This window comes from Geminicoccus flavidas (assembly GCF_009806515.1).
Classification (GTDB): Bacteria; Pseudomonadota; Alphaproteobacteria; order Geminicoccales; family Geminicoccaceae; genus Geminicoccus; species Geminicoccus flavidus.
This window is the reverse complement of the sequence record NZ_WUJP01000728.1, coordinates 1-7,370: the sequence shown is the minus strand read 5'-3', so window position 1 is coordinate 7,370 and position 7,370 is coordinate 1. Positions and strand designations below refer to the sequence as shown.

The following is a 7,370-nucleotide window of genomic DNA, read 5'->3' as shown; positions in this document are numbered from 1 at the left end:
CCGGCCACCCACCGGCAGCCGCCGGCCGATCTCCTGGACCAGGAACTGCTTGTGGCTGGCGTTGCTGGCCAGAATGTTCTCCATCACCGGCGCGCTCACCCCCTGCTCACGCATGCAGGCGGCCAGCGCGCGCACGTCCTTGGGCAGGCAGGAGCCACCGAACGGCGTGCCCGGACGCAGGTAATAGGGCGAGATGTTGAGCTTGGTGTCCGCCAGGAAGATCTCCATCACCCGCTGCGGCGGGATGTCGAGGGAGAGGGCCAGCCGGCCCACCTCGTTGGCATAGGCCACCTTGAGGGCGTGGAAGCTGTTGTCGGCATACTTCACCATCTCGGCCACCGCGAACGGCACCTCGAAGATCGGCGCGTCCAGCCCGTCGCAGATGCCGAGCAGCTTCTTGCTGGTGCCGGGCGCCCGCTCGCCGATCACCGTCTTGGGTGGGGCGAAATAGTCGGCGATCGCCGTGCCCTCGCGCAGGAACTCCGGATTGTAGGCGACCTCGTAGCGCCCGCCTGGCGCCTCGCCGGCCGTTTCCAGCAGGTTGGGCAGCACGACCTTGTCCATCGAGCCCGGCAGCATCGTGCTACGGAACACCAGCAGAAGCGGGGACCTTGCCGGATCGCGCCGGCGCACCGCCTCGCCCATCTGCCGGGCGATCTTCACGACATAGGACAGGTCGAGCGAGCCGTTGGGCTTGCTGGGGGTGCCCACGCAGATCAGCGCCATGTCGGCGTCCAGCACGTGGTCGCCGACCTCCGTGCTGCCGAGAAGGCGTCCGTCGGCATGCCCGGCCCGCAGGAAGCCGTTCACGCCGGGCTCATGGATGGGGGAGCGTCCGGCCGATATCGCCGCGGCCTTGTCCGGGCTGATGTCGACGCCGACGATGGAATGCCCTTCGCGGAGCAGGCATGCCGCCACCGTGGCACCGACGTAACCGAAACCGCAAACGATAATCTTCATGCGCAGATCCACTCCAGGAGACCGGCAGCGAGCACGCGCCGGCGCGTGCTCGCTGCCCGCCACGTCCTGCCCATCCTCGTCGGGGACCGGCCCACCGCAGGAGGGGACGTCCGTCCCACCTCCGGTTGGGCTCCCTTGCGGATGAGCCGGACCAACAACCGCCACTCACGCAGGCGACCAGACGCGGCGCCGGTTCGCCGCCGCCGCAACTACATAGTAGAGCCCGATCCGGGGTGGATCACGAGCCGTCGCACCGCAAGGCATAAGAGGGTGCCGCCATGGCAGCGACGCCACAGCCAGCACTCCTGGGAGCCTGGTCAGCGAGGCGCGGAGGGGCCGTCGAAATCCTCGACGATCCGCGGCCGCAGGCGGCGGAACTCCGCCAGATCCTCGGCCTCCCCGGCACGCCAGGGCCGACGGCCGTCATCGTCCCAATCCTCGTCCGCCTCCTCGTCGTCCTCCTCATCGGCATCGTCCGGATCTTCGGCCGCCCGCACCAGCAGCAGGCCCAGCATCAGGAAGACGGCGCGGTTCTCCTGCAGGTCGCCTGAAGTCATCGCGTTCATCAGGGTGTTGATGGTCAGCATCGCCGTGGCGAGCAGGAGCGGATCGGTGCGCAGGCGGTGGACGGTGATCGGCTTCAAGCAGACCCAGAACAGCGCTGCGATCATCGCCAACCCGACCAGGCCGAAGTCGAACATGATGTCCAGGATCATGTTATGCGGGTGGTCCTGGAAGTCGCCGTTATGCACCAGGATCGGCCAGCTTCCGACCCCGAAGCCGAAGATCGGCGCCCGCGGGATCCAGGTGAAGGCGGCAGTAATGTTGAAGCTGCGGCGGAAATCCGACTGGCTGACCAGCTCGCCGCTGGCCACGCCCCTCAACCGCGCGAGCGTGGACAGCGCGCCGATGTCGACATCGGGCGATGTGATGGCATAGGCGATGACCCCCACCAGCGCCACCAGCGCCAGCAGGATCGGGATCTGCATGCGCATGACCCGGACCCGCCCGGCCGCAGTCAGCTTCCAGCCGATGATGGCGATCAGCAGCATCGGCACCACGCTCGCGATCAGCGGTCCGCGGCCGCCGCCGATCAGCAGCACCATCATGAACATCGCCAGCAGCCCCAGCAGCATCAGCCGGCGGAAGGTGAAGCCGCTGCTGGTCGCCCAGAAGGCACACACGATGATGGCGCCCATGCCGCAGACCCGGCCGAAGCCCAGATAGCTGTCGCCATTGTTGATCAGGAGCCGGCCGCGGAACCCCTGGTTGGCCCAGGCGACCAGCGCCTCCACGCCCAGCCAAATGGCGAACAGCACGATCAGGCGCATCAGCCGCTGCACCCGCTCGCGCGAGTTCGCCAGGATCAGCGCGCCCGCGATCAGGCACCAGGTGTTGGCGACCGTGGTCAGGAACAGCTTCTCGCGGCCATAGGAGCGACCCTCGGTCCAGATCAGCCCGATCCACATGTATACGACGAACACCGTCCACACCCCGAGCGCATAGGCGCCCGGCAGGTACAGCTTCTCCTGGAATATGAGGACTAGGCCGACCGCGATGCTGAGCGCCATGAACAGCAGGGTCGGATCGATCGGGAAGAAGGCGAAGCGAGAATCGGCCTTATAGCGTCCTGCGAACAGGAACAACACGAACAATGCCTCGAATGAGAACAGGTCCAGCACCAGGCGGACCAGCGGGTTCCTGCTCCGGAAGCCCTTGATGGGAACGATCTTCGGCAGGTTCAACACGAATGCCAAGGCAGCCGTCCCCTCGTCCCGACCAGCAAAGCGAGCTCGCCCCCGGGCTCGGCACCCGGGGATGATCGGCTCAATTCACGTAATAGTCTTGATACTTGCCGTAGTACTGGGCCACGTCACCATAGCCGTACTGGGCGTGCTTCTTCACGTCGACCTGCGTGACCACGATGCCGCCAATCGGCACGTTGGTCTGCCGCACCGTGTCGAAGGCCAGGCTCACGGCGTCCTTCGGGGTCTTGGACCAGCGCACGCAGAACACCACCCGGTCGGCCAAGAGGGCCGCGACCCGGCTGTCGGTGACGCTCATCACCGGCGCGCAGTCCAGGAACACGTAGTCGTAGGTCTGCCGCAGCGTCTCGATCAGCAGGCGCATCTTCTGGCTGTCCAGCAGGTCGGTCGGGTTCGCCGTCTGGCGCTTGACCGGTAAGAAGTCCAGCCCGGTCGCCGGATCGTGCTGCACCACCTCGTCCAGCGTCCGGTCGCCCACCATGAACTCCACGATGCCGGCGGCCACCGGCCGGCCCAGCTCGCGCGCCACCGACGGGTGCCGCAGGTCCAGGTCGACCAGGATGACCTTCTTCTGCGAGCGCGCGGCGAACGTCGCGAGGCTCGTGACGAAGGTCGACTTGCCTTCCTGGGGCAGGGAGGAGGTGACCAGGATCACCTTGGGCGGGTTGTCGATCGAGGACAGCTTCAGCGTGGTCAGCACCGAGCGGATCGCCTCAGTATAGGCGGACAGCGGCTTGGCCACGAGATACTGGTGCGGCTTCTGGTTGCGGCGCAGCCGGTCCAGGCGCGGCACCAGCGACAGCGGCTGCTGGCCGAGCAGGCGCTCGATCTGCCGGGACGAGCGCAGGCCCTGGTCACGCCGCTCCAGCAGCAGCGAGAGCAGGGAGCCCAGTACCAGGCTGCCGGCGAAGCCCACCGCGCCGAACAGGCGGGGCCCCGCGGTCGACGGGCGCTCCGGCGGTGCCGCCACCGAGAGGATCTTGGCATCCGCCTCGATCAGTTGCTGTTGCTCGCGCGTCTCCTTGGAGCGCTGCAGGAACTGCTCGTAGAGCGCCCGGCTGGCCTCGGCCTGCCGCTCGAGCTCGCGCAGCCTAATCTCGGCGTCGCGGTCCTTGACCGTGGTGCCCTTGGCCTTGTCCAGCTCGCTTTCCAGCGTGGCGACCCGGGTGGCGATCACCTCGACCTGGTTGCCGAGGTTCGCGGCGATCCTGCCCACCTCGGCAGAGATCTTACTGTAGAGCTGCTGCTTCTCGGTCGCGATCTGCTGGATCATCGGGTGGCGCGGGCCGAACTGCTGCTTCAGTTCGTTCTCCCGGCGCAGCAGATCGGTCTCCTGGCCGCGCAGGGCGATGATCACCGGGCTGTTCAGCACCTCCGCCATCGTGTCCAGGCCAGCACCCCCGCCACGCATGTCGCGCGCCAGCCGAAGGGTGGCCTGGGCCGCCGCGAGCTCGGCGCGGGATTCGATGAGCTGCTGGTTCAGGTCGGCGAGCTGCTGGTCGTTCAGCGTGATGTCACGCGTCGATACGATGTCGTTCTCGGCGCGGAACTTCTCGACCTCGCGCTCCGCCGCCTCCACCTCGCTCCGCAGCGCCGCCAGGCGGTCGTCCAGCCAGTCGGCCGCCTTGGTGGTCTCCGCCGACTTGGAATTGATCTGGTCCTCGACGTAGATCTGGGTGACCCGATTGGCGATGTCAGCCGCCTTTTGCGGATCGGGCGAGGTGAACGACACGAGCATGACGTAGGACGGGTCGTCCAGGCGCACCTCGAAATTGCGGGCGAAGCGGTCCACCGCCGCCTGGCGGTTCAGCGCCGGCGCCTCGGTCGCCAGCACTGGCAGCTTCTCCTTAGCCAAGCCGGTAGCAATGACCAAGTTCTCCGGGAGCATCTCGAGGACCATCTCGATCGGACCGCCGATCGCATAGTCGAGGTTGCCCGGCTGGTTCGCCGGATCGAGCGCCGGGTTGAACTCCGGGTCCTGGAACAGGTTCATGTCGTCCATCACCCGCGCGATCTGGTCGCGCGCGGTGAGCAGGCGCACCTGGGTGGCCAGCGCCGGAGCGTCGCCGGTCAGCCCCGCCACCACCTGCTGCAGGTTCACGACCTGCTCGTTCAGGGGCTCCAGCATCAAGGCGGCAGTCGCGGTGTAGCGTTTCTCCATCTGGGTGCCGGCCAGGGTCGCGACCGTGGTGCCGACCACCACAAAGGCGGCGATCAGCCATTTGCGGCGCCACAGGATGGCCAGCAGTTCGCCCAGGTCGATCGAATCCTGGTCGTGGTCGGCAGAAGCGGCTGCACCCCGCTTGCCGCGGGGACCCAGATCGCCACGGCTCTGCATGTTGTTGGCGTTCATCGCGCTCCGACCGGTTGCACTCTCGCGGTGCGCTGCAGCGCCACCGCGTCCAAGGTTACGAAACTTTCACAAAGCTTCTAGCTGATGACAGGAATTATGCTAGCAGATATGCACGGATCCGCCGGGCATCGAGTGCCGCATGCAGACCATGATACACTTTCAGACGCCGCGCCGATGCCGCCGCCGGCAAGGTGTGTCCTGGCGATCACCGCGCTCGCGGCGCGGCCTGCCATCCGCCGCGCCACAGGAACCCTCGGCGATCGAGGCGCCCTCTTATCCGATTCGCCCGGGCAACGTAAAGGCGCGCGGAAATCGGCAGGCACGCGTCCAGCCGTCGCGCCCGCCTGGCCAGCCGTCACTTTGTGGCGACAATCGCTGCGTACAAGAGTGTGGTGCGGGAATGGGCGTGATTGAGAAACAGGCGTGTTCGTGCTCAATTCCGCGCCGTGGACGAGTCCAGGACGTCGCCCTGGCAGGGCCGGCGCTCCCGTCCAGCCCTCCGCAACGGCGATCGCTGCCTGTCGTCGCATCTGGTACCATTCTTGCGGGAGCTCGCCAGGCCGCGAAGCTCCCCCGGAGACATTCTTGTTGATGTCGGGCTTCTTCGCGACCAGGGCGAGCCAGGCGGGCCGCCGAGCGTTCATCCTGGCCCATGACACGCTCATGGCCGCCCTTTCGTTCGTGCTCGCCATGGCGCTGCGGGCCCCCGAAAGCTGGAGCGCGGAGAACACCTACGCCCTGATCGTGGGCACCATCATCTTCGCCGCCGTCTCGGCGTTCGTGTTCTTCTCGCTGAGCCTTCACAAGAGCGTGTGGCGCTGGAGCTCGACCGCCGACCAGATGACCGTGGTGCGGGCGGCCACGCTCGCGGTGTTCCTGTTCGTGCCGACCATGTTCGTGATCGGCCGGCTGGACGGGATCGGCCGGTCGGTGCCGTTCATCCAGTGGTTCGTGCTGGTGACGCTGCTGTCGGGCTCGCGCTTCTTGTACCGCTGGTACATGACGCGCCGGGGCGAGCGGAGCGTGTTCCGCCAGCGCACGCCGATCCTGCTGCTCGGCACGGGCGAGGGGGCGGCGATCTACCTCCATGCGCTCGACGCCACGCCGGGTTCGGCCTTCTATGCGGTGGGCATATTGTGCGACCAGGGCACGCTGGTCGGCCGGTCCTTCAACGGCGTCCCGGTGCTGGGCGGCGCGGAGGACCTGGAGCAAGTGCTGGTCGACCTGGAGACGCACGGGATCTTCGCCGAGCGGATGATCGTCACCAAGCCGCTGGAAAGTCTGCCGGCAGGTCTGGTCGGGAGGCTCGGCGGCATCGCCCGCCGCCACGGGGTGGAGATCGACACCCTGCCGGACCTGCTCTCGCTCCGCCTGGGCGGCGGCGGGGTCGTGGCCACCGCCGACGAGCCCATGCCGGTGGGGGCGCCCCGCTGGCTGGAGGTGAAGCGCTTCCTGGACGTCGCGGTCAGTGCCGCCCTGCTCCTGTTCACCGCGCCGATCTCGCTGCTCGCGGCCTTCCTGGTCCTGGTCGAGATGGGCAACCCGGTCCTGTTCCGGCAGGTGCGGCCGGGCCACGGGCTGCGGCCGTTTACCTTGCTGAAGTTCCGCTCGATGCGCTCGCCGCGCAGCCCGGACGGCCGGCTCCTGAGCGACCAGGAGCGGACCGGCATGGTCGGCCGGTTCCTGCGCCGCAGCCGGCTGGACGAGATCCCGCAGCTGGTCAACGTGCTCAAGGGCGACATGTCCTTCATCGGGCCGCGGCCTCTGCTGCCGCGCGACCTGGCCGACCTGGCCGACGGGGGCTGGGAGCGCTCGCGCCTGCGGCCGGGTCTGACCGGCTGGGCCCAGGTCAATGGCGGCCACCAGCTCACCAACCCGGACAAGATGGCGCTGGACCTCTGGTACACCAGGCACGCCTCGCCCTGGCTCGACCTGAAGATCGTGTTCTTGACCATCCGCATGGTGATCTTCGGCGAGAAGGTGAACCAGGCCGCGATCGACGAGGCGCGCGCTTGGCTCGACCACAGCGGCAGCAGCAGCGGCGCCTTTGAGCCCGCCCGCGAGGTCGGCCAGCGGGCAGTCGTCTAGGTCGTCCGGTCGGCGCAGCCAGATCATGCGGCGGTCCGCCCTGAGGTACACTCAGTCGGTGGCGGGGCGCCCGCGGTCAGGCGCAGGCGCCACTGGCGCATAATCGGGGATCGGCTCTAACACTACCTGGGCACTCTAGGCCCCGTTAGTTCTTGAGCCAGTCGAGGGAGGCAGCGAGGCAGAGGACGCCCATGAAGGAGCGG

Annotated in this window: 4 protein-coding genes; 1 reads left to right on the top strand and 3 read right to left on the bottom strand. The window is 67.7% G+C overall.

All coding sequences use genetic code 11. The annotated features are described in order from the left end of the window. The 3 genes from EQG76_RS20880 to EQG76_RS20870 all read right to left on the bottom strand — a co-directional run. The coding region (locus EQG76_RS20880) for a nucleotide sugar dehydrogenase (protein WP_159716264.1) at window positions 1-960 on the bottom strand (960 nt) is incomplete at its 3' end. A gap of 317 nt (window positions 961-1,277) precedes the next feature. Continuing rightward, window positions 1,278-2,708: an O-antigen ligase family protein gene (locus EQG76_RS20875; RefSeq protein ID WP_235031483.1), complete on the bottom strand. Its 1,431-nt coding sequence runs from the start codon at window positions 2,706-2,708 to the stop codon at window positions 1,278-1,280. Between the two features lie 79 nt (window positions 2,709-2,787). Then, window positions 2,788-5,079, bottom strand: coding sequence for a GumC family protein (locus EQG76_RS20870; RefSeq protein ID WP_159716262.1), 2,292 nt, complete (start codon window positions 5,077-5,079; stop codon window positions 2,788-2,790). 591 nt (window positions 5,080-5,670) lie between these two features. Between EQG76_RS20870 and EQG76_RS20865 the strand changes: the two genes are divergently transcribed. Then, window positions 5,671-7,167: a sugar transferase gene (locus EQG76_RS20865; protein ID WP_235031482.1), complete on the top strand. Its 1,497-nt coding sequence runs from the start codon at window positions 5,671-5,673 to the stop codon at window positions 7,165-7,167. Window positions 7,168-7,370 lie beyond the last annotated feature (203 nt).

Bases quoted from the DNA above. Each gene is read 5' to 3' on its own strand.
- EQG76_RS20870 (WP_159716262.1), bottom strand. From the start codon at position 5,079: ATGAACGCCAACAACATGCAGAGCCGTGGCGATCTGGGTCCCCGCGGC.
- EQG76_RS20865 (WP_235031482.1), top strand. From the start codon at position 5,671: ATGTCGGGCTTCTTCGCGACCAGGGCGAGCCAGGCGGGCCGCCGAGCG.